Below are 20,006 nucleotides of genomic sequence, written 5' to 3' on the forward strand. Positions count from 1 at the left end.
GATGGCACTTGCCAAGAAGAAGCCGGCTGCCAAGAAGGCCGCCGCGAAGAAGGTTGCTGCCAAGAAGGCCGCACCGGCCAAGAAGGCAGCGGTGAAGAAGGTTGCTGCGAAGAAGGTCGCGGTGAAGAAGGTCGCTGCCAAGAAGGCGGCACCGGCGAAGAAGGTCGCAGCGAAGAAGGTTGCCGCGAAGAAGGCGCCGGCGAAGAAGGCTGCTGCGAAGAAAGTCGCAGTGAAGAAGGTCGCGGCGAAGAAGGTTGCTGCGAAGAAGGTCGCCGCGAAGAAGGCGCCGGCGAAGAAGGCCGCTGCGAAGAAAGTCGCAGTGAAGAAGGTCGCGGCGAAGAAGGTTGCCGCGAAGAAGGCGCCGGCGAAGAAGGCTGCCGCGAAGAAGGCCGCGCCTGCGAAGAAGGCTGCTGCGAAGAAGGCCGCGCCTGCGAAGAAGGCTGCGCCCGCAAAGAAGGCGGCTGCGCCGAAGAAGGCGGTCGTGAAGAAGGCTGCGCCGGCGACGACGGCGTCGACGGCATCGGTTGCTCCGGCATCGGGCGTGAAGACCGCGCTCAACCCGGCAGCGGCATGGCCGTTCCCGACCGGCAGCCGTCCGTAAAGACTCGCTGCGCCCAGACGGACACATTCGCTGTGTCCTGAATCGAGTAGTCCTACTCGATCGAGATCCCGTCATCGGCTCGCCGGTGGCGGGATTTTTTCATGTCGAGGCCGGCAGCGGTGCGTGGCGGGTTATCCGCAGGCGCATAAAAAAACGCACGCGCGCAGAGGCACATGCGTCTTTTGGCTGTGCGGCTCGCGCCGCATCGTGCTTCGGGGCGCCGGGCGTGCTCGCCGGCGCGCCGATCAGTGCGTGACGCGGGTCACGCCGCCGCTCGACAGCAGTCGCACGCGCTCGCCCGCGCGGAACGCTTCGGGCGTCGCCGCCTGCGTGATCGAGCGCAGGTCGCCGTTGTCGAGGCGCACGGTGATTTCGACGCCGTTCGCCGAGCTGAGGCCCTGGCCGACCGCGTTGCCCGCGACCGCGCCGGCGATGCCGCCCGCGATCGCGGTCAGCACCGAGCCGCGACCGCCGCCGATCGCGCTGCCGGCGACCGCGCCGAGCGCGCCGCCGCCGAGCGTGCCGAGCGCGCCGCCGCCGCCGTCGCCCTGAATCCGCACTGCGCGGACGGTTTCGACCGTGCCCATCCGCACGGTCTGCTCGCGCTGCGCCTGGCCGACGCTATAAACGTCGGCCGAACCCGGCGGCGTGAAGCAGCCTGCGAGCGTCACCGTCGCGGTCAGCATCGCGGCGAGCGTGAGGGTTTTCCTGGTCAACATGTTTCATCTTCTCCAAACAAGATTCACTTCGGACTGTAGCCGAACGCGGTCTCGAAACGCGCATCGATTTCCGCGCGAGTCAGCGTGTACGTTTGCGGACCCTGGTGCGCGATCTTCAGCGAGCCCATCAGGCTCGCGAGGCGCCCCGTCGTCGCCCAGTCGAAGCCGTGCTCGATTCCATGCAGCAAGCCGCCGCGGAACGCGTCGCCGCAGCCGGTCGGATCGACGATCCGATCGGCCTTCACGGCCGGGATCTGCTCTTCGCCGTCGCGATGGCGGATCGTCGCGCCGTGCTCGCCGCGCGTGATGATGAGCGCCTGAACCCGGCTGGCGATTTCGTCTTCGGACCAACCCGTCTTGTCGCACACCAGCTTGGCTTCGTAATCGTTGACAGCAATGTAAGTCGCAAGTTCAATGCTGCGGCGCAAGGTAGCGCCGTCGAAGAGGGGCAAACCCTGACCCGGATCGAAAATGAACGGCACGCCCGCCTGCGCGAGCTCCTCGGTGTGCTGGACCATCCCCTGGAAGCCGTCCGGCGCGACGATCGCGAGCTTGATGCCCTTCGCTTCGCCCGCGTGGTTCACGTGCGACTGCATCATCGCACCCGGGTGGAAGGCGGCGATCTGGTTGTTGTCGAGGTCGGTGGTGATCATCGCCTGCGCCGAGTACGTGTCGGGCAGCACGCGCACGTAGTCGCGCGCGAGGCCGAGCGCGTCGAGGCGGTCGAGGTACGGCTGCGCGTCGATCGCGCCGAGCGTGCCCATCATCCGCGCGTCGCCGCCGAGCAGATTCAGCGCATAGGCGATGTTGCCCGCGCAGCCGCCGAACTCGCGGCGCATCGTCGGCACGAGGAAACTCAGATTGATGAGGTGCACCTGGTCGGGCAGGATGTGCTCGCGAAAGCGCCCTTCGAAGGTCATGATGTTGTCGTAGGCGATCGAACCGCAGATCAGCGTAGCCAAGGTGTGCGTTCCTGTAGAGAAGGTGGAAGGGCGGCCGCGCCGCGCGTTTCGCCCGTCGCGCGGCTGGCGGGCGGGGCGCGTCGCGGCCGTTCGGTGCGGCTTACTTCAGTGCGGCGAGGGCGGCGTCGTAGTTCGGCTCGTTCTTGATTTCGCCGACGAGCTCGGTGTGCGTCACCTTGTCGTTCTCGTCGATCACGACGACCGCGCGCGCGGTCAGGCCGTCGAGCGGACCGCTCGTCACGTTCACGCCGTACGCGTCGGCGAATGCGCGGCCGCCGCGGAACGTCGACGCGGTGATCACGTTCGCGAGGCCTTCCGTCGTGCAGAAGCGGGTTGCCGCGAACGGCAGATCCGCCGACACGACGATGACGACGGTGTTGTCGAGCTTGCTCGCCGCTTCGTTGAACTTGCGAGTCGACGTCGCGCAGGTCGGCGTGTCGAGGCTCGGGACGATGTTCAGCACCTTGCGCTTGCCGGCGAAGCTCGCCAGCGACACGTCCGCGAGATCCTTGCCGACCAGCTTGAAGTCGGGGGCCTGCGAGCCGACTGCCGGGAACGTGCCGGCGATTTCGATCGGGTTGCCACCCAGCGTGACTTTGCTCATGTTCGTGCTCCAAATGTGTGCGCCGATGCGGCGCACGGGTTGAGGCCACGCGCCGCTTCGCGGCGCGTTACGGATAGAAGATCTGGACGCGGAAGTTCGACGCGGCGACGCCGTTCGTCTCGATGCGGACGATCATCGTCTGCGTCGCGCCGGCGGGCATGCCCGCTTCGATGCGCGTGCCGGGGCGCGCGTAGTCGCGCGGCGCGAGCACGCGGCGCGCGGTGATGTTGTTCGCTTCGTCGAGCAGCGTGAGCTCGATCGACGGATAGGCGAGCGCGACGCGGTAGCGATTCGTGAGCGGCACCTTCAGCTCGAGGAGGCGCGGGCCGTCGAGCTGGCGCAGGTCGGACGCGTCGAGCCGCAGACCGTCGATCGCGCGCGGCGGCGCGACCGTGCAGCCGAGCGCGGTGCATGCCTGCTTGAAGAGCGGCTCGGTCGACGGCCAATAGATCGTGATCGTCTCGCGTTGCCACCATGCGAGCTGCGCGGCGAGCAGCGCGGCGAGCAGCGCGGCGAGCGCCAGTGCGACGCTCATGCCGAGCGCGCGCGCGAAGCCGCCGCGCGCGGCATTCGCGCGGGCTTCGCGGGTCATCGCGAAATGCTCGCGCTCGTCGGCTTCGGGCGTTGCCGCGAACGGCTCGGCCTGCGTTCGGGGCGATGCCGCCGCGCCGAAGCGCGGCTCGCGATCGTGCGCGGTATCGGCGAGCGCCGCGGCTGCGGCCGAGGGCGACGCGAGCACGGGTTCGGCCGCATCGTCGTGCCGCGGGCCGAAGGCGTGCGCGGCTTCCGGCTCGCGCTCGGCGGTCACGCGGTGATCGAGATCGGGCGCCGGGTGCGGCGGCGGCGGAAATTCGCGCGTGCCGACGGCGGGCAAGTCGACGTCGGGCGTTCGGGTTGCATGCGCGCCAGGAGCGGCCGCGGGCGGCACGTGCGCCGCGCGTTCGGCGGGCGACGGCGTTTGCGCGGCTTGCGCTTCGGTTTCGGAGAATTCGGGGGCTTCGGGGGCTTCGGGCGCGCCAGGCGCTTCGTGCGTCGGCACGTCGGCTTCGGGCTCGCGCGTTTGTTCCGCCGCGCCTTGCATCGCGGCCGCGCCGTTCGGCGGGGCGGCGACGCTCGCGCTCGTCACCTGCAGCTTCGGATCGACGACGCCGTCGAGCCACGGCGCCCACATGTCCCATGCGCCCGGCGCGAAATCGCGATGACCGGCTTCGAGCGGACGTCGATCAGGCGACGTTGCATCGAACAGGCGCTGCGGCGCCGGCTGCTGTTGCGCGTACGGCGCCGTTTGCGCAGCGGCCGCCTCGTGCTCGGCAGGCACGAGCGAGCGCGCCGCGTCGAACACCTGCTGGCAGTGGCCGCAGCGCACGAGACCGTCGTGCAGCGCGAGCTGTTCCCGCTGCAGTCGGAAGACGGTTTCACAATGAGGGCAGCGCGTTGCGAGGAGCATGGTCAGCCGGGCAGCCAGCGGGGCCTGAGTGAAGGACAGCGCTTATTCTAATGGCTTTCGCGCCGCTTTCCGGCGAGGCATACCCAGCCTTCGTGTTCGCGCCAGACGGCGATGTCGATATAGCGGGCGTAGACGCTCGCGACTTCGTCCGCCTGCCTCGCGAGCACGCCCGACAGCGCGATGCGCCCGCCCGGCTTCACTTTCGATGCGAGCATCGACGCCATCAGCTTCAGCGGATTCGACAGGATGTTCGCGACGACGATGTCGAATTCGCCGTCCGGGCAGTCGCCGGGCAGGCCGTACGTGACGTCCGCGCGATTGCGCTCGCTGTTCTGGCGCGCCGCTTCGACCGCCTGCGGATCGATGTCGATGCCGGTCACGCTGCCCGCGCCGCACTTCTTCGCGAGGATCGCGAGAATGCCGGAGCCGCAGCCGTAATCGAGCACCGTCTGCCCGGGCTTTACGGTCTGCTCGAGCCATTCCATGCAAAGGCGCGTCGTCGGATGGCTGCCCGTGCCGAACGCGAGGCCCGGATCGAGCTCGAGCACGAGCGCGTCGGGCTCCGGCGCGTCGTGCCACGACGGCACGACCCAGATCTTCTCGCCGATGTGGATCGGGTCGAATTGCGATTGCGTGAGCCGCACCCAGTCCTGCTCCTCGACTTCGCGCAGCGCGAAGCGCGGCGTCTCGTCGAGGCCGGCCTCGTTCGCGGCGGCGGCGAGCAGCACCGCGGGGTCCTGCGTCGCGTCGACGAGCGCGATCACGCGCGAGTGCTGCCACGCGGTGCGCTCGGGCGTCAGACCCGGTTCGCCGAAGAGCGGCTGCTCGTCCGGCGTGTCGGCATCGGCGTCCTCGACGGACACCGACAGCGCGCCCAGCTCGACGAGCGCGTCGGACAGCGCTTCCGCGTGCTCGCGGGGCAGCTCGGCGACGAGTTCCCGATAGCTCATGATTACGCTTCTTCCGGCGCGGCCTGCAGCTTCTGCGCGAGCCGGTTCTCGAGATAATGGATGCTCGGGCCGCCTTCGACGAACTTCGAGTCGAGCATCAGCTCGCGATGCAGCGGGATGTTGGTCAGGATGCCTTCGACCACCATTTCCGACAGCGCGATGCGCATCCGGCTGATCGCCTGCTCGCGCGTCGCGCCGTAGGCGATCAGCTTGCCGATCATCGAATCGTAGTTGGGCGGCACGAAATACCCATTGTACGCGTGCGAATCGACGCGGATGCCGGGGCCGCCCGGTGTGTGCCACGACGTGATCCGGCCCGGCGACGGCGTGAACTTGAACGGATCTTCGGCGTTGATCCGGCATTCGATCGCGTGGCCGCGGAATTGAATGTCGCGCTGGCGGAACGACAGCTTCTCGCCCGCGGCGATCTTGATCTGCTCCTGGACGATGTCGACGCCCGTGATCAGCTCCGTCACCGGATGCTCGACCTGCACGCGCGTGTTCATCTCGATGAAGTAGAACTCGTTGTTCTCGTACAGGAACTCGAACGTGCCCGCGCCGAGGTAGCCCATCTTCTTGCACGCGTCCGCGCAGCGGTCGCCGATTCGGTCGATCAGGCGGCGCGCGATGCCGGGCGCCGGCGCTTCCTCGATCACCTTCTGGTGGCGGCGCTGCATCGAGCAGTCGCGCTCGCCGAGCCAGACCGCGTTCTTGTGCGAATCGGAGAGCACCTGAATCTCGATGTGGCGCGGATTTTCGAGGAACTTCTCCATGTAGACCTGCGGATTGCCGAATGCACGGCCCGCTTCCTCGCGCGTCATGTTGACCGCGTTCACGAGCGCCGCTTCGGTGTGAACGACGCGCATCCCGCGTCCGCCGCCGCCGCCCGCCGCCTTGATGATCACCGGATAGCCGACCGCGCGCGCAATTTTCACGATCTCCTTCGGATCGTCCGGCAACGCGCCGTCCGAGCCCGGCACGCACGGTACGCCGGTGCGGATCATCGTCTGCTTCGCGGTGACTTTGTCGCCCATCATGCGGATCGTGTCCGGGCGCGGGCCGATGAACGTGAAGCCCGATTGCTCGACGCGCTCGGCGAAATCGGCGTTCTCCGACAGGAAGCCGTAGCCCGGGTGGATCGCCTCGGCGTCGGTGACTTCGGCCGCGCTGATGAGGGCCGGCATGTTCAGGTAGCTCAGATTCGACGGAGCGGGGCCGATGCAGACCGCTTCGTCGGCTAGCTTCACGTACTTGGCTTCCTTGTCGGCCTCGGAGTAGACGACCACCGTCTTGACGCCGAGCTCGCGGCACGCGCGCTGAATGCGCAGCGCGATTTCCCCGCGGTTGGCAATGAGGATTTTTTCAAACATAGCGAGTATTCGTCTCTTCGATGGGCGAGCGAGCGCGCGCCTTGAGAGGAGCGGCGTCGCTTGCGGGCGCGCCGCGCGGCGGGTCTTAGCCGATCACGAAAAGCGGCTGGCCGTATTCGACGGCTTGGCCGTTTTCGGCGAGGATTTCCTTGATGACGCCGGCTTTGTCGGATTCGATTTCGTTCAGGAGCTTCATCGCTTCGATGATGCAAAGCGTCTGGCCTTCCTTCACGGTGTCGCCGACCTGGGCGAACGGATCGGCGCCCGGCGACGGCGCGCGGTAGAACGTGCCGACCATCGGCGACGTCACGATGTGGCCCTGCGGCGCAGCGGCGGCGGGCGCGGCGGCGGGAGCCGAGGCGCCCGCGCCTTCGATCGGCGCCGTCATGACGGGGGCGGGGGCGCTCACCTGCGGCGCGAAGCCGGCCGACGGCTGCACATAGACCGGCGGCGCGTTCTTGACGATGCGCACCTTGCCTTCGCCTTCGGTGACTTCCAGCTCGGAGATGCCGGATTCGGAGACGAGGTCGATCAGAGTTTTCAGCTTGCGAAGGTCCATCGGGAGTTCCCCTTTCAATACGTGAAACGCCGGTTCGGGACCGGCGCTGAATCGAGTTCGTGAAAATCAGCCGCGCGACGCGCTTTGCAGCTTGTCGAGCGCGTATTCGAGCGCGTACAGATAACCCTTCCAGCCGAGGCCGCAGATGACGCCTTCGGCCTGATCGGAGAAATAGGAGTGATGCCTGAACGGCTCGCGCCGGTGCACGTTCGACAGATGAATCTCGACGAACGGAATGCCGACGCCCGCGAGCGCATCCCGGATCGCCACGCTCGTATGCGTATACGCGGCCGGATTGATCAGGATGAACTCGGTGCCGTCGCCTCTCGCAGCCTGGACGCGGTCGACGATCGCGCCCTCGTGGTTGCTCTGAAACGACTCGAGCTCGACGCCCGCCTCCTGCGCCCGCGCGGCAAGCGCCCGATCGATCTGCTCGAGCGTCACGCGGCCGTACACCTCCGGCTCCCGGGTGCCGAGAAGGTTCAGGTTAGGGCCGTGCAGCACCAGCAATCGTGTCATGGTCGCTTCTTTTTCTGCGGAATTGCGCGAACTTTATCGCCAATTAGAGAAATTTGTCTAGTTTTGCCGAATGGACGAGGGCCTCGACGGTCGCGAAACGGCGCGCTCGCGCGCCCAGAATCGGTCAACTCCGCGTAAATTGTCGCCATCGACATTCCAAGTATCGGCAACGCGCCGGTAGTATGCCGGGCTGGATCAGAGCGTATCGAGCGTGCGTTTCAGCTCGTCCGGGTGGATTTGCCCCAATTTTGTCTCGCGAACCTTGCCCGTTTCGTCGATGACGACGGTGAAGGGCAGTGCACCCGCCGTGTTGCCGAAATTGCGGGCCAGATCGGCGCCGGCATAGCCGCTGACGAAGATCGGATAGTCGACCGGCACCTTCTTCAGGAAGTTCTTCACGTTCTGCTCGGAATCGACGCCGATCCCGACGAAACGTACGCCTTTCTTCTCGTATTCCTGCGACAGCTTCACGAGTTCGGGCATCTCCTCGACGCACGGGCCGCACCACGATGCCCAGAAGTTGACGACCACCTTCTGGCCCTTGAAGGCGGCGAGCCCTTGCGGCTTGCCGTCGACGTCCGGATACGACGCGGCCCACAGCGCGTCGACCGCGTTGCTCGCGGCGGGGGCGCCCGCCGGCGCACCGGCTTGCGTGCCCCCGTCGGCCGCGCTGCCACGCACCCAGTGGCCGGCGACGAGGCCGCCCGCGATCGCGACGGCAGCAACCACGACGCCTGCGAAAATCCCTTTGCTGTTCATTCGGTTCAAGATTCGGTTGATGAGGAGGGCGACGCGTCGACGAGCGCGCGCAGCGCCTGCGCGTCGGCTCGCGACAGACGGCCGCGGGCGTCGGCCTTCACGGCGCCGCGCAAGTCGTCGCTCGTATACAGTGCGACGTGGATGCCGACCGGCTCCGCGCCGCGCGCCTCGCGCCACAGGAAGCTGAGCGTCTCGACGTCGCCGCGCCCCGCGAAGTGGCGGGTTTCGGATACGTCGTACTGGATGTTCTGGTTCAGCAGATAGATCGCGACGTCCTTCTGGTTGTCGCTGAACGTCTGCAGATGGATGTCGGAGTGCGCGTTCGCCGTGCCGTTCAGCACCGCGCCCGCGACGTACGGATTGAACGGCGCGAGCCGTTCCATCCACGCGAGCGCGACGACGCGCAGCCGCCGCAGTTCGGCGGGCTGCGTGTCGCCCTGGAAGAGCGCGAGGTATTCGTGCAGTTCTTCTTCGATTTGGTCGTTATCCGGCAGCCATTCGCCGGCAATTCGGCTTTCGCCAAGCACCTGGCGCGCGGCCTTGCGCTTCGCGCCGGCGTAGTCGAGCCCGTCTTCGGCGATCAGGCGTGCCGCGGCGAGCGCGATTTCGTCGCGCACGCGCCGCGGATCGAGTAGGGTTTTGCGAGACATGATCCGGCAATCATACTAGATCGGTGCCGAGCGACCTGGCGGTTGCGTCAAGCGTCGTTCGCGTCGGAGCCGTCAGTTACAATAGCCCCCTTTGCGCGGCGGCGCGAGCGCCACGACGCGCAGGTTTTTCCGGCTGCCGGCGCGAAGCGCGGCCGGCTCCCGATTCGACTACGCCCATGCGGCGCGAAGCTCTATGCATATCCACATTCTCGGCATCTGCGGCACCTTCATGGGCGGTCTCGCCGTGCTCGCCCGCGCGGCGGGCCACACCGTGACGGGTTGCGACGCGGGCGTCTATCCGCCGATGAGCACGCAGCTCGAGGCGCAGGGCATTCAGCTGATCGAGGGTTACGGCGCCGAACAGGTCGACCTGAAGCCCGATCTGTTCGTGATCGGCAATGTCGTGTCGCGCGGCAACCCTTTGATGGAGGCGATCCTCGACCGGGGGCTGCCGTACGTGTCCGGTCCTCAATGGCTCGGCGAGCATGTGCTCGCCGGCAAGTGGGTGCTCGCTGTCGCCGGCACGCACGGCAAGACGACGACGAGCTCGATGCTTGCGTGGATTCTCGAAGACGCCGGCTTGAATCCCGGCTTCCTGATCGGCGGCGTGCCGCTGAACTTCGGCGTGTCCGCGCGGCATACCGATTCGAGCTTCTTCGTGATCGAGGCGGACGAGTACGACACGGCGTTTTTCGACAAGCGCTCGAAGTTCGTACACTACCGGCCGCGGACCGCGATCCTGAACAACCTCGAATTCGATCATGCCGACATCTTTCCGGATCTCGCCGCGATCGAAACGCAATTCCATCATCTCGTGCGTACGGTGCCGGGGGTCGGCCGGCTTGTGACGAACGGCTGCGAAGATGCGCTCGAGCGCGTGCTGTCGCGCGGCTGCTGGAGCGACGTCGAGCGTTTCGGCGTCGACGGCGGCTGGCAGGCGCTGCCCGCCGAGGACGGCGTGCCGATCGACGAGCGCTTCGCCGTCTATTGGCGCAGCGAGCGAATCGGTGCGGTCGACTGGCAAGTGCAGGGCGAGCACAACCGGATGAATGCACTCGCCGCGATCGCCGCGGCGCGCCACGTCGGCGTGCCGCCCGCGCAGGCGGCCGCCGCACTCGCGGCGTTTCGCAACGTGAAGCGCCGGATGGAAGTGCGCGGCAGCGTCGACGGCGTGACTGTCTACGACGATTTCGCACACCATCCGACGGCGATCGAAACGACGATCGCCGGTCTTCGTGCGCGTATCGGCTGCCAAAATTCCCGAATCCTCGCGGTGCTGGAGCCGCGCTCGAACACGATGAAGCTCGGCGTGATGAAGGCGCAACTGCCGGCGAGCCTCGCCGACGCCGATCTCGTGTTCGGCTACGGCGCGCCGACCGGCCGCGACGCGCTCGGCTGGAGCCTGCCCGACGCGCTTGCGCCGCTCGGCGACAAGGCGCGAGCATTCGACGATCTGCACGCGCTCGTGAAGGCGGTGACGGCGGCCGCGCGGCCGGGCGACCATGTGCTCGTGATGAGCAACGGCGGCTTCGGCGGCGTGCACCAGAAGCTGCTCGACGCGCTGTCGGCGCACGGCGGCGCGGCGACGCCACGGAGCGGCGCGTGATTCTGTATCTGCACGGCTTCCGCTCGTCGCCGCAGTCGTTCAAGGCGCGCGCGCTCGCGGGCCGGCTGTCCGAGCTCGGGCGCGCGGACGAATGGCGCTGCCCGACGCTGTCGGTCGCGCCGCTCGACGCGATCGCGGCGGTGGAGGCCGAAGTCGCGGGCGTGCCCGTGCGCGACGTTACCGTGATCGGCAGCTCGCTCGGCGGCTATTACGCGACGTGGCTCGCGGAAAAGCACGGCTGGCGCGCGGTGCTGCTGAATCCGGCGACGCAGCCGCAGCGCGACCTGCGTCGCCATCTCGGCGAGCAGCCGCTCTGGCACGGCGGCGGCACGATTGTCGTCGAGCCGCATCATCTGGACGAGCTGAACGCGCTGCGCGTCGCGGCGATCACGCGGCCCGAGCGCTACTATCTGCTCGCGGCGACGGGCGACGAAGTGCTCGACTACCGCGAGATGCTTGCGCACTACCCGGGCGCGCGAACACGCGTCATCGACGGCAGCGATCACGGAATCAGCGAATTTGCCGACTATATCGACGACGTTCTTGCATTTTGTGACGCCGGATAGACCGTCGCCGGACGCGAAGTCCGGCGCGCGGCACCTTATACACCACACGCGGCGTCGACGGCTTCCGAAGCGAAGCGCGGCGCGCGGAAGTCTGAACGAAAGACGAGAGTACTGAGTGAACGTTTTCTTCGAGGAATCGGGCAGTTTCAAGGCGGGCAGCGTGCTGTCGCGCCAGGGCGACGCGTTTCAGGTCGAATTGCCGGGCGGCCGGCGCGCAAAGGTGCGCGCGAAGGATGTGCTGATCGAATTCGAGAAACCTGCCGCGGGCGAGCTGATGCAACAGGCGGATGAAGCCGCGCAACAGATCGATCTGGACTTTCTGTGGGAGTGCGCGCCCGCCGAGGAATTCGCGTATGCGACGCTCGCCGACGAATATTTCGGCGCGAGCTATGGCCCCGTCGAGCGCGCGGCGCTCGTGCTGCGCCTGCACGGCTCGCCCGTCTATTTCCGCCGCAAGGGGCGCGGACAGTACCAGCGCGCGCCCGAAGAGCAGTTGAAGATGGCGCTCGCCGCGCTGGAGCGCAAGCGCCAGCAGGCGCTCGTGCAGGCCGGCTACGAAGAGGAGCTGAAGGCGGGCAAGCTGCCCGACGCGTTCGCCGGCAAGGCGCTCAACCTCCTGACGAAGCCGGACAAGAACTCGATCGAATACAAGGCGCTCGACGCGGCGGCGCTCGCTCGCGGCGTGTCGCCCGCGCGCCTGATGCTCGACTGCGGCGGCGTTGCGTCCGCGCGCGCATTGCACGAGGCGCGCTTTCTCGCCGAATACTTCCCGCACGGCACGGGCTTTCCGACCGTCGCGGTGGGCAAGCTGCCCGACGACCTGCCGCGCGCGGACGTGAACGCGTTCTCGATCGACGACATCACGACGACCGAAATCGACGACGCGTTCTCCGTCGAGCATCTGACCGACGGCCGCGTGCGGATCGGCGTGCACATCGCGGCGCCCGCGCTCGGCGTCGCGCGCGGCGACGCGGTCGATGCGATCGCGCGCGCGCGGCTGTCGACCGTCTACATGCCGGGCGACAAGATCACGATGCTGCCGGACGACGTCGTCGACGTGTTCACGCTGAAGGAAGGCGACTATCGCCCGGCGCTGTCGCTGTACATCATCGTGAAGCGCGACACGCAGGAAATCGTCGCGAACGAAACGCGCGCCGAATACGTGTACGTGAAGAGCAACCTGCGGCACAACACGCTCGACGAGCTCGTCACCGAGGAGGCGCTCGCGGCGGGCGCGGGCGACTATCCGCACAAGGACGACATCGCAGTGCTCTGGCCGCTCGCGCAGGCGCTCTTCGAGCGGCGCCAGGTCGCGCGCGCGGGCTATGGCCTGAGGCGTGAAGTGCAGCGCAACACCGATTACAACTTCTACGTCGAAGACGAGCGCGTGTCGATCACGCCGCGCCGGCGCGGCTCGCCGCTCGATCTGATCGTGTCCGAGCTCGCGATCCTCGCGAATTCGACGTGGGGCGCGTTCCTGCACGATCACAGCGTGCCCGGCATCTATCGCACGCAGCGCGCGTTCGGCATGCCGAGCGGGCCGAAGCGCACGCGGATGCAGACGAGCGCCGCGCCGCACGAAGGGCTCGGCGTGCCGCAGTACGCGTGGAGCACGTCGCCGCTGCGTCGTTACGTCGACCTCGTCAATCAATGGCAACTGCTCGCCTGCGTGCAGCACGGCGTGACCGCGAAGCTCGCCGCGCCTTTCAAGCAGAAGGACGCGGATCTGTACGCGGTCGTGCAGGGCTTCGACGACACGTATGCCGCCTACGCCGATCACCAGCGGCGGATGGAATATTTCTGGTGCCTGCGCTGGATCAAGCAGGAAGGCCGCAAGCAGGTGAACGCGACCGTCGTGAAGGGCGATCTCGTGCGTCTCGACGAAGTACCGCTGCTGCTGCACGTGCCCGCGCTCGGCGTGCATGCGCGCGGCACGCGCGTGCTGCTCGACGTGATGTCGGTCGACGAGCTGACGATCGAGGCGTCGGTGCGGCTCCTCGGCGTGCTCGACGCGCCGACGGTGTCGGGCGGCGAGCCGGCCGACGATGAAGAGGACGCCGAAGCGGCCGACGACGTGCTGCTCGACGCGGCCGACGAATCGGCCGAAAGCGAGGCGGAAGCGCTTGCCGAGGCGGGCGGCGCGGCGCACGGCGACGGCGAAGCGTCCGCGAGCGGCGAGGAGCAGCCGAAATGAGCGCGACCGTCGATTCCGCCGCGCGCACGCGCGATCGCTATGCGGTGATCGGCAATCCGATCGCGCACAGCAAGTCGCCGTTCATCCATGAGCGCTTCGCCGATCAGACGGGCGAGGCGATCGAATACGCGCATCTGCTCGCGCCGCTCGACGGCTTCGCGGCCGCGGTGCGCGAGTTCATCGCGCAGGGCGGCCGCGGCGTGAACGTCACCGTGCCGTTCAAGCTCGAGGCCTATGCGCTTGCCGACACGCTGTCGCCGCGCGCGGCGGCGGCGGGTGCCGTGAACACGCTGCGCTTCGACGCAGACGGCATCTTCGGCGACAACACCGACGGCGTCGGCCTCGTACGCGACATCGAGACGAATCTCGGCGTGAGCCTGACGGGCGCGCGCATCCTGCTGCTCGGCTCGGGCGGCGCGGCGCGCGGCGTCGTGCTGCCGATGCTCGAGCGCGCGCCCGCGTCGCTCACGATCGTCAACCGGACCGCGAGCAAGGCAGAAGAGCTCGTCGGCCAGTTCACGCAGGCGGCGCACGACGCGGGTTGCGTGCTCGCGGGCGGCGGGCCCGAGCGGGTCGCGCGCGAGCCGTACGACGTGATCGTCAACGCGACGGCGGGCAGCCTCGATGCGGCGCTGCCCGCGTGCGACGCGGCGGCGTTCGGCCCGTCGACGCTCGCGTACGACATGATGTACGGCGCGCGGCCGACCGTCTTCATGGAGCACGCGGCGGCGCTCGGCGCGCGCGTGGCGGACGGGCTCGGGATGCTGGTCGAGCAGGCGGCGGAGTCGTTCTATATCTGGCGCGGCGTGCGGCCCGACAGCGCGCCCGTGCTCGCCGCACTGCGGGCCGCGCTCGCGGCGTCGGCGGCGCACTGAGCGCGAGAGGCGCGGCGGGGTGCGGAACAGTCCCGTTACGCCCGGCCGGGGCCTCGCGCCGGCACGCGGCGCGACCGGCGCGCGCCGGCGCGGCCTCGCGCGCTGGCTCGCATACGCAGGCGGCGTGTTCGCCGGCGCGTGGCTCGCGACGCAGCTCTACTACTTCGCGCAGATCGCGCTCTGGACGGTGATCGATCCGGGCTCGAGCGCGTTCATGCGCGCGGACGCGTGGCGCTTGTCGGCCGAGCGGCCCGCCGCAGCGATCCGGCATCGATGGGTGCCGTACGACAAGATCTCGCGAAACCTGAAGCGCGCGGTGATCGCATCCGAAGACGCCGATTTCGCAAACAATTCGGGCTACGAAGTGGATGCGATCCTGCAGGCGTGGGAGAAGAACCGCGCGCACGGCAGGATCGTGTCGGGCGGCTCGACTATCACGCAGCAGCTCGCGCGCAACCTGTTCCTGTCCGGCGAGCGGAGCTATATCCGCAAGGGGCAGGAGCTCGTCATCGCGTGGATGCTCGAAACGCTGCTCGACAAGGAGCGCATTTTCGAGATCTATCTGAACTCCGTCGAATTCGGCCGCGGCGTGTATGGCGCGGAAGCCGCCGCGCAGTACTACTACCGGATTTCCGCGAGCCGGCTCTCCGCATGGCAGTCGGCGCGGCTCGCGGTGATGCTGCCGAATCCTAGGTATTTCGATGCGCACCGCGGCTCGCCTTATCTTGCGCAGCGCGCGGGCGTGATCGCGCGACGGATGGGCGCGGCGGAATTGCCGGCGTCGCAGTAAGGGCGGCCGGGCCGCCCGCGTTTTCCGTTTTCTTCCGCGCGTGCGCGTCGATCGGGCGGCGTTTCTTCATGCGGCCGGCGCGCGCGCATCCTGCGGCACACCATTCCGCTATTCAGGCTTCTACAAATCTTTCAAAATCGATACATCCGGAATTCGGGTAATTCCTCAATTTATTTCGGTCACCAGATTAGTTCTGCTCCGCAGTGCGAATCGAGCAATAAAAAATCCGTTCGATCGGCGCTTTTGTGGCGATCGGATTGACAAAACACGGCTCGAAAGCCCGATTTCATATCGATTCCGTTCAAATCGAAATTCGAATTCGAAAGAATAAAGTAAGCCTGATTTCTTTCAAATGTTTCGCTATTTTTCAAATCGAAGCTTGTCGCGTATATTGGCCGACGCCTTGGCTTATCAGGCCGATCGAGCAAGGTGGGGGCGCCTATCCGGCCGCTCTGGAAAACAACACGAGAGAAGGAAGACGACTATGCCAGCACGTAAAACGAAGCTGTTATTAGCCGCGGTATTCTCTTCGCTGCTCCTCGCAGCGTGCAACGGGGATGACGGAGGCCCCGCTGCGAGCGTCGCCGCGAATGCCGACAGTTCGAGCAATACCGGCTCTTCCTCCGGCGCGGACAAGCCCTACCAAGATCCCAACCGCTATTCGTCGAGCGGGAGCGCATCGCTGTCGCCTTCCGCCGTGACCGAGAACGCCGCGATCACGCATCACCAGATCACGGTGAACGGCAAGACGATCAACTACACGGCGACTGCCGGCCACCTGAGCGCCCGCAACCCGCAGACGGGCGCCGCCGAAGCATCGTTCTTCTACGTCGCGTACACGGCGGACAACCAGCCGCTCGGCAAGCGTCCCGTCACGTTCTTCTACAACGGCGGCCCGGGTTCGTCGACGGTCTGGCTGCACCTCGGCTCGTTCGGTCCGAAGCGCCTCGTGACCGGCGATCCGAACGCGAACAGCCCGACGCCGTTCCCGTTCGTCGACAACCAGGAAACGCTCCTCGACACGACCGATCTCGTGTTCGTCGACGCGATCGGCACCGGCTTCTCGGAAGCGATCGCGCCGAACACGAACCAGACGTTCTGGGGCGTCGATCAGGACGGCGGAGCATTTCGCGATTTCGTGACCCGCTATCTGCAGGTGAATCAGCGCAACGATTCGCCGAAGTACCTGTTCGGCGAATCGTACGGCACGCCGCGCACCGACGTGCTCGCGAACCTGCTCGAGACGGCGGGCGTGAAGCTCGACGGGATCGTGCTGCAGTCGTCGATTCTCAACTACAACAGCAATTGCGACATGGCGAGCAACTCCGTCGGCAATTCGAACAACGGATCGAGCGCGGTGAGCTGCGCGGGCTTCGTGCCGAGCTACGGCACGGTCGGCGCGTACTACCGGCTCGACAATCCGAACCCGTCGAATCTGCCGCAATACGCGGACCAGATGCGCCTGCTGACGGCGGGCACCTATTCGCCGGCCGTGGATGCGTATCTCGCGAGCAACACGCAGCCGTCGCAGAGCCTCGTGACGACGATGTCGAATTCGACGGGCGCCGCCGCGTCGCTCTGGCGCGCGAACTTCAACCTGCTGCCGACCACGTACGACAACAGCTATCAGCTCGCGCTGATCCCGGGCACGCTGATCGGCCGCTACGACGCGCGCGTGAACGTGCCGACGAACAGCCCGCTCGCCGCGGACGGCGATCCGTCGAGCAGCTTCATCACGAAGCCGTTCACCGACACGATCGGCACCTATTTGCCGAACGTGCTGAAGTACTCGGCGAAGTCGGCCTATGCTGTGGAGAGCAACGCGATCAATTCGTGGGATTGGAGCCACGACGGTCTCGATCTGCCCGACACGATCCCGGATCTGGCCACGGCGCTCACGCTCAATCCTGCGCTGAAGATGCTATCGCTGAACGGTTATCACGACATCGCGACGCCGTTCTATCAGACGGAGCTCGATCTCGCCCGTCTCGGCGCGCAGCCCAACCTGACGATCAAGGATTACCAGGGCGGACACATGGTCTATCTGGACGATACGTCGCGGCCGCAGGAGAAAGCCGATCTGGCGACGTTCTATGCCGCGACGCCCGTCGCGCGGTGACGTCGAACGATGCTGAACCGTTGGTCGCGCCGCGCGCATGATGCGCGGCGCGCGACGAACCATGACGACCCCATTTCTCATCGGAGCTGACATGAAAATCCATTCGGCATTTGCCTGGTCGGCGCTCGCCGCCGCAGGCCTCGCGCTCTTCATGCAAGCGGCGCTCGCGCAGCAGGCGGCGAGCGGCGCGCAACCCGATCGCCGCGCGCAGGCGCAACTCGGCGATCCGTACGTACCGCCCGCCGCGCGCAAGCCGACGGCCGGCACACAGACGTCGGGCGCCGCGCTGCACGCGCAGGTCGTGCGCAAGCTGCAGCGCCAGTTCGCAGCGGCCGACGCCGACAATACGGGCCTGACCGAAGCGCAGGCGAAGGCGGCGGGCCTCGGCTACGTCGCGAAGAACTTCAAGCAGATCGACGCGAACCACACGGGGCGCGTGTCGTTCTCCGACGTGCAGCGCTACATCCAATCGCAGAGCGCGACGCAGCAGTAAGCGCGCCGCGCATCGTCTACCCCACGAGGAGCGCGGGGTGCGCATCGAACGGGCTCAGCCGGGCATTCGGCTCAGCCCGTTTTTTTCATGCGCGTTCATGCGCGCGGCCGTCTCGCGGGTATGATCTGGATTCCCAATATATGAGAGCTTCATTCAGATATTGGAGCTTGCTGCAGGTCCCCCTACAATCCGAAGCACATCGAAATGCTTCGGCAGATGTGCGGCCGCCGCGAAATCGCGGCTCGCGCGTCTGAATTGCCGGAGTTCATCGCACCATGAACAAGACGCCCATGACGCTTGCTTTGAACGGCGCGACAGCCGTCCATACCGACATGTCCGACGCGGCGCTCGCCGACAGCATCGGCGCGACGAGCACGCCGCTCGATCTCGCCGCGCAGCAGGCGGGCACGCAGACGCTGCTGCGCGGGCTCGCGATTCTCGAGGCGGTCGCGGGCGGCGCGCGCGACATGCGCGCGATCGGCGCCGCGCTCGGCACGACGCGCAGCACGACGCACCGCCTCGTCAGCAGCCTCGTGCAGGCGCGCTATCTGCGCCAGGTGCAAGGCGGCTATCTGCTCGGTCCGAAGCTGATCGAGCTCGGCACGATCGCGCTCGAGCAGATGCCGCTCACGGCGGTTGCGCGGCCGCATCTCGAGGCGCTCGCGCAAGCGACGCTCGACACGATTCACCTCGGCGTGCGCGACGGCGACGACGTGCTTTACATCGACAAGATTCCCGGCACGCGCGGCCTCGAGATGCGCTCGCGGATCGGCCACCGGATGCCGCTCGCGTCGACGGGAATCGGCAAGGCGATGATGCTCGACCTCGATCCCGACATGTGGCGCTCGCTGTTCGAGGCGTCCAAGCGCGCGCTCGCGGGCGTGAACTTCAAGCCGGATCGCCGCCCCGACGTCGGCACGTTCCTGCAGCGGATGGCGCACTACGCGGCGGGCGGCTACACGTTCGATCTCGAGGAGAACGAAACGTCGATTCGCTGTGTCGCCGCGCCGGTGCGAGACGCGTCGGGCGCGATCGTCGCCGCGCTGTCGGTGGCGAGCACGATTCCGTACATGTCGCTCGACCGCATGAACGAGCTCGTGCCGCTCGTGCAGCGCGGCGCGCGTGCGATTTCGGCCGATCTCGGCTGGAGCGCGCCGCAGGCGACGCGCAGGATCAAGCGATGACGGCGCACGCGGCGGCGCCCGCGCTGATCGGGCTCGACTGGGGCACGACGTCGCTGCGCGCGTACCTGTTCGCCGCCGACGGCTCGGTGCTCGACACGCGCGCGCTTGCCGCCGGCGTGATGAGCTTGCCCGATGCGCAGGGCGCATCGTCGTCGCAGGCATTCGACGCGGCGTTCGAGCGCGCGTGCGGCGCATGGCTCGATCGCGCGCCGCACGTGCCCGCGCTCGCGGCCGGCATGGTCGGCAGCGCGCAGGGCTGGCGCGAAGCGCCGTACGTGACGATGCCGGCCGACGCCGACGTGTTCGCATCGAATCTCGTGCGGCTTCGCACCGCGCGCGGCTCGTCGCTCGCGATCGTGCCGGGCGCGCTCGAGCCGGACGAGTTGCCGGACGTGATGCGCGGCGAGGAGACGCAGATCGTCGGCGCGCTCGCGGCCGAGCCGTCGCTCGCGCACGAGCGAGCGGGCGTGCTGATCGCGCTGCCCGGCACGCACGCGAAATGGGCGTGGGTGCGCGACGGCCGCATCGAGTGGTTTCGCACGTACATGACGGGCGAGCTGTACGCCGCGCTGCGCGGGCACACGATTCTCGGCCGCACGATGCAGCCGAGCGACGCGCCCGATTGGCCCGCGTTCGCGCATGGCGTGCGGATCGCGCGCCGCAAGCGCGGCGAGGGATTGCTCGCGACCTTGTTCAGCACGCGCACGCTCGGCCTGACCGGGCAGCTCGCGCCGCAAGCGCAGGGCGATTATTTGTCCGGACTGCTGATCGGTCACGAGCTGAACGCGCTCGACGCGCTGCTCGACGGCCACGGCGCATCGCTTGCCGCGCTCGCGCCGCGCCTCGTCGGCGACGGCGCATTGTGCGATCGCTATCGCCGCGCGCTGGCCGAATTCGACTGCGGCGAGGCGCGCATCGTCGAGCGTGCGTCCGAGCGCGGCCTGTGGCGCATCGCGACGCTGGCCGGGCTCGTCGGCGCGGCGGGCGACGCCGTCTGCACGTCGCAATAGACGCAGCACGTTTCGACGCGAAGCTGCTG

20 protein-coding genes are annotated in these 20,006 nt (G+C 67.5%); 10 read left to right on the plus strand and 10 right to left on the minus strand.

Going from position 1 to position 20,006, the window contains the following annotated elements; genetic code table 11:
- Nucleotide 1: 1 nt before the first annotated feature.
- The gene (locus WT60_RS03625) at nt 2-601 is read left to right on the plus strand and encodes a histone H1-like DNA-binding protein (RefSeq protein ID WP_038754376.1); all 600 of its coding nucleotides are present in this window, start codon (nt 2-4) and stop codon (nt 599-601) included.
- A 245-nt stretch (nt 602-846) separates the two neighbouring features.
- Here WT60_RS03625 and WT60_RS03630 read toward each other — a convergent pair whose 3' ends face one another.
- The 10 genes from WT60_RS03630 to WT60_RS03675 form a co-directional block, all read right to left on the minus strand.
- Complete coding sequence (locus tag WT60_RS03630) at nt 847-1,320, minus strand: glycine zipper 2TM domain-containing protein (protein ID WP_038754372.1); 474 nt, start codon at nt 1,318-1,320, stop codon at nt 847-849.
- A gap of 23 nt (nt 1,321-1,343) precedes the next feature.
- Entirely contained in the window at nt 1,344-2,282 is a 939-nt protein-coding gene (locus WT60_RS03635) for a carbohydrate kinase family protein (protein WP_060356336.1), read from the minus strand.
- Nucleotides 2,283-2,382: 100 nt separating this feature from the next.
- On the minus strand, nt 2,383-2,886 hold the full coding sequence (gene tpx / locus WT60_RS03640) for a thiol peroxidase (protein WP_038754541.1): 504 nt from the start codon (nt 2,884-2,886) through the stop codon (nt 2,383-2,385).
- Nucleotides 2,887-2,953: 67 nt separating this feature from the next.
- The gene (locus tag WT60_RS03645; protein ID WP_060356335.1) at nt 2,954-4,333 is read right to left on the minus strand and encodes a DUF3426 domain-containing protein; all 1,380 of its coding nucleotides are present in this window, start codon (nt 4,331-4,333) and stop codon (nt 2,954-2,956) included.
- A gap of 47 nt (nt 4,334-4,380) precedes the next feature.
- Nucleotides 4,381-5,283 carry a 50S ribosomal protein L11 methyltransferase gene (gene prmA / locus WT60_RS03650; protein WP_060356334.1) on the minus strand — a complete coding sequence of 301 codons (903 nt, stop codon included), beginning with the start codon at nt 5,281-5,283 and terminating at the stop codon, nt 4,381-4,383.
- Nucleotides 5,284-5,285: 2 nt separating this feature from the next.
- Nucleotides 5,286-6,653 (minus strand): acetyl-CoA carboxylase biotin carboxylase subunit, encoded by a 1,368-nt coding sequence (gene accC / locus WT60_RS03655; RefSeq protein ID WP_038754360.1) that lies wholly within the window; start codon nt 6,651-6,653, stop codon nt 5,286-5,288.
- 85 nt (nt 6,654-6,738) lie between these two features.
- Nucleotides 6,739-7,212 (minus strand): acetyl-CoA carboxylase biotin carboxyl carrier protein, encoded by a 474-nt coding sequence (gene accB / locus WT60_RS03660; protein ID WP_059583293.1) that lies wholly within the window; start codon nt 7,210-7,212, stop codon nt 6,739-6,741.
- A gap of 66 nt (nt 7,213-7,278) precedes the next feature.
- Nucleotides 7,279-7,731, minus strand: coding sequence for a type II 3-dehydroquinate dehydratase (gene aroQ, locus WT60_RS03665; RefSeq protein ID WP_038754355.1), 453 nt, complete (start codon nt 7,729-7,731; stop codon nt 7,279-7,281).
- Nucleotides 7,732-7,926: 195 nt separating this feature from the next.
- Complete coding sequence (locus WT60_RS03670; protein ID WP_059647176.1) at nt 7,927-8,490, minus strand: TlpA disulfide reductase family protein; 564 nt, start codon at nt 8,488-8,490, stop codon at nt 7,927-7,929.
- 5 nt (nt 8,491-8,495) lie between these two features.
- On the minus strand, nt 8,496-9,140 hold the full coding sequence (locus WT60_RS03675; RefSeq protein ID WP_038754349.1) for a hypothetical protein: 645 nt from the start codon (nt 9,138-9,140) through the stop codon (nt 8,496-8,498).
- Nucleotides 9,141-9,231: 91 nt separating this feature from the next.
- Here WT60_RS03675 and mpl point away from each other — a divergent pair, with 91 nt between their 5' ends.
- The 9 genes from mpl to WT60_RS03725 all read left to right on the plus strand — a co-directional run bounded on the left by mpl (nt 9,232) and on the right by WT60_RS03725 (nt 19,977).
- Nucleotides 9,232-10,746, plus strand: a complete 1,515-nt coding sequence (gene mpl / locus WT60_RS03680) for a UDP-N-acetylmuramate:L-alanyl-gamma-D-glutamyl-meso-diaminopimelate ligase (protein ID WP_186448560.1) — start codon at nt 9,232-9,234, stop codon at nt 10,744-10,746.
- Nucleotides 10,743-11,312, plus strand: a complete 570-nt coding sequence (locus WT60_RS03685) for a YqiA/YcfP family alpha/beta fold hydrolase (RefSeq protein ID WP_038754343.1) — start codon at nt 10,743-10,745, stop codon at nt 11,310-11,312. Before mpl ends, WT60_RS03685 begins: the two co-directional genes overlap by 4 nt.
- 115 nt (nt 11,313-11,427) lie before the next feature.
- Nucleotides 11,428-13,506 (plus strand): RNB domain-containing ribonuclease, encoded by a 2,079-nt coding sequence (locus WT60_RS03690; RefSeq protein WP_059583304.1) that lies wholly within the window; start codon nt 11,428-11,430, stop codon nt 13,504-13,506.
- A complete protein-coding gene (gene aroE / locus WT60_RS03695) occupies nt 13,503-14,381 on the plus strand; it encodes a shikimate dehydrogenase (RefSeq protein ID WP_038754339.1) in 879 nt (292 codons plus the stop codon). The genes WT60_RS03690 and aroE overlap by 4 nt, the downstream gene beginning before the upstream one ends.
- Before the next feature lie 19 nt (nt 14,382-14,400).
- Nucleotides 14,401-15,171: a monofunctional biosynthetic peptidoglycan transglycosylase gene (gene mtgA, locus WT60_RS03700; protein WP_038754336.1), complete on the plus strand. Its 771-nt coding sequence runs from the start codon at nt 14,401-14,403 to the stop codon at nt 15,169-15,171.
- A gap of 484 nt (nt 15,172-15,655) precedes the next feature.
- Nucleotides 15,656-17,290 (plus strand): peptidase S10, encoded by a 1,635-nt coding sequence (locus WT60_RS03710; protein ID WP_060356333.1) that lies wholly within the window; start codon nt 15,656-15,658, stop codon nt 17,288-17,290.
- Nucleotides 17,291-17,381: 91 nt separating this feature from the next.
- Entirely contained in the window at nt 17,382-17,783 is a 402-nt protein-coding gene (locus WT60_RS03715) for an EF-hand domain-containing protein (RefSeq protein ID WP_059583313.1), read from the plus strand.
- Nucleotides 17,784-18,058: 275 nt separating this feature from the next.
- Nucleotides 18,059-18,967 (plus strand): IclR family transcriptional regulator, encoded by a 909-nt coding sequence (locus WT60_RS03720; RefSeq protein WP_060356332.1) that lies wholly within the window; start codon nt 18,059-18,061, stop codon nt 18,965-18,967.
- The gene (locus tag WT60_RS03725; protein ID WP_059670741.1) at nt 18,964-19,977 is read left to right on the plus strand and encodes a 2-dehydro-3-deoxygalactonokinase; all 1,014 of its coding nucleotides are present in this window, start codon (nt 18,964-18,966) and stop codon (nt 19,975-19,977) included. The genes WT60_RS03720 and WT60_RS03725 overlap by 4 nt, the downstream gene beginning before the upstream one ends.
- Nucleotides 19,978-20,006: the final 29 nt, after the last annotated feature.

This window comes from Burkholderia sp. MSMB617WGS (assembly GCF_001532025.2).
Lineage (GTDB): Bacteria > Pseudomonadota > Gammaproteobacteria > Burkholderiales > Burkholderiaceae > Burkholderia > Burkholderia savannae.